Origin of the sequence: Vibrio sp. S12_S33 (assembly GCF_963889785.1) — a bacterium.
GTDB classification, from domain to species: Bacteria; Pseudomonadota; Gammaproteobacteria; order Enterobacterales; family Vibrionaceae; genus Vibrio; species Vibrio aestuarianus.
This window is the reverse complement of the sequence record NZ_CAWPQZ010000119.1, coordinates 1-2,033: the sequence shown is the minus strand read 5'-3', so window position 1 is coordinate 2,033 and position 2,033 is coordinate 1. Positions and strand designations below refer to the sequence as shown.

Below are 2,033 nucleotides of genomic sequence, written 5' to 3'. Positions count from 1 at the left end.
AACTTATTCAAATTACTTCATTTCTACGGTGGTTTACTTTGAATTCACGGTAAAATTCACATAACAAGCAATTCAAGTGGATTCTCAACGCGTAGCAGTTTTACTATGCGTCAGGTAAAGTGTTTTATGGTGCAATGCAGCGGCTTGGCCAGTGCGTTGTTCACCACTTAATTGGGCGTTATATTAATGTGGAGAATACAGCATGATTTCAGAGTTTATGAGTTGGTTTGATGAGCTTGGTACTAGTGCGATGGAACGCAAAAAGCAAGCTCAGTTGAAAAGCGGAATACGTCCAAAATGGAATAACACTCTAAAAAATAAAGAAATCAAACTAATGTTTAGTGAGCGTGGAAAACATATTTCAGGTATCCGTCCTCGCTCAAGCGTTGATAAAAAAGCTAAAGAGTGGCTATATGACTTGATATGGAGGGAGTTTGATTCAGAAAGTAACTTTATCGGGGTTAAGCTATCTATGGAAATCGAGCTTTCTGATATGAAGTTAAAAGGTTTACGATATGATTTTAATAAGCTTTTGCAATCAGATTCAGAATATAAAGTTTTTGTTTTTCAGCAGAAAACACAAGTTGATGCTGACTATATTGTATATGAGTTAACGAAATCACTTTCTGCTTACAAACATAAGTCTAGCTCCAATTATTTACTTACTTGTTGGTGCTGGGAAACTGGTACATTTCTTCATCATGACATGCTTGTATAAATTAATATAACAAACAATTTAAGAGGGATTCCCAACGCTTGGCATTTTGCTTCTACTTCAATTTTAGTGTTTACGGTACAATGCGTTAGGTTGGGTGGTAGCGTTGCTCACCCCTTAATTGGGCGTTATACGGAGATATGAATATTGAAGAACGTTGAAGCTTTTTTGGTTAATTCCTTTACTTCGAATGGAACTGGTGGGAATCCTGCTGGTGTAGTGCTTCACGCTGATCACTTGTCGAACGAAGAAAAATTACAAATAGCACAAGTTGTTGGTTACTCGGAAACTGCGTTTGTATCTCTCGATGACGAAGCCGACTTTGAGTTGTCTTTTTTCACCACAACAGGTGAAGTTGATTTCTGTGGACACGCCACATTGGCAGCATTTTCGACTATGTATCAAGACGGAATCATAACGGAAGGTAAATACCTTCAAAGGACTAAAGCAGGTTTGCTTGTGGTAACTATAGAGGCTAATGGTCATATAGTAATGGACCTGAAGTTACCAGAATTTCGTGGGGAGTTTAGTTATGAGGTTATATCAGAGTTGATTGGACTAGACTCGACGCTACTTGAGTCAACTCGGTTACCGATTGAGGTTATTTCAACAGGCTTACCTGATATTATTGTCCCTGTGCCCTTTGGGTATCTTGATCAAATTCAAGTGAATGAAAATTTAACTAGTGAGTTATGTGAAAGGCATGGTGTAATTGGTATCCATGCTTTTGAGCTGTGTGAGAAAACAAGTAAAGTGACAGCAAGCTGTCGTAATTTCGCTCCATTGGTTGGAATTTCAGAGGAGTCAGCGACAGGAAGTGCGAGTGGTGCATTAGCTTGTTACTTAGCCAAACACCTTCCTAATACACATTCGAATAGCTTTACTTTTGAGCAAGGTCGGGCGATGGAGTGTGTTTCAAGAATTACAGCGTCTGTGGAGTTGAGCGACCAGGGAATTATTAAGGTTAGGGTTGGTGGTTTTGCTCATAAAGTCGGCAGGCAGAAAATCTCCGTATAACAAACAATTTAAGAGGGATTCCCAACGCTTGGCATTTTTGCTTCTACTTCAAATTAAGTGTTTATGGCACAATGCTTTAGGTTTGGGTGGTAGCGTTGCTCACCCCTTAATTGGGCGTTATGTGTTTTTAGGATAAAAATGGAAATTTTCGAAATTCAACTAGGAAACTCAATCGGTCCAGTCAAGCTCGGTATGACAGAAACTGAAGTGAGCAATGTTATCGGAGCTCCTGATTGCATCTATGGCCATCGCCATCATTTTTTAGACGGTCTCATGGTAGATTTTGATAATGAAGGAAGAG

The 2,033-nt window shown here is 39.3% G+C and carries 2 protein-coding genes; both read left to right on the top strand.

The annotated features are described in order from the left end of the window. Positions 1 to 202: 202 nt before the first annotated feature. Positions 203 to 718: a hypothetical protein gene (locus AACW06_RS19265; protein WP_192076295.1), complete on the top strand. Its 516-nt coding sequence runs from the start codon at positions 203 to 205 to the stop codon at positions 716 to 718. A 144-nt stretch (positions 719 to 862) separates the two neighbouring features. Continuing rightward, positions 863 to 1,732 carry a PhzF family phenazine biosynthesis protein gene (locus AACW06_RS19260; RefSeq protein ID WP_192076294.1) on the top strand — a complete coding sequence of 290 codons (870 nt, stop codon included), beginning with the start codon at positions 863 to 865 and terminating at the stop codon, positions 1,730 to 1,732. Positions 1,733 to 2,033 lie beyond the last annotated feature (301 nt).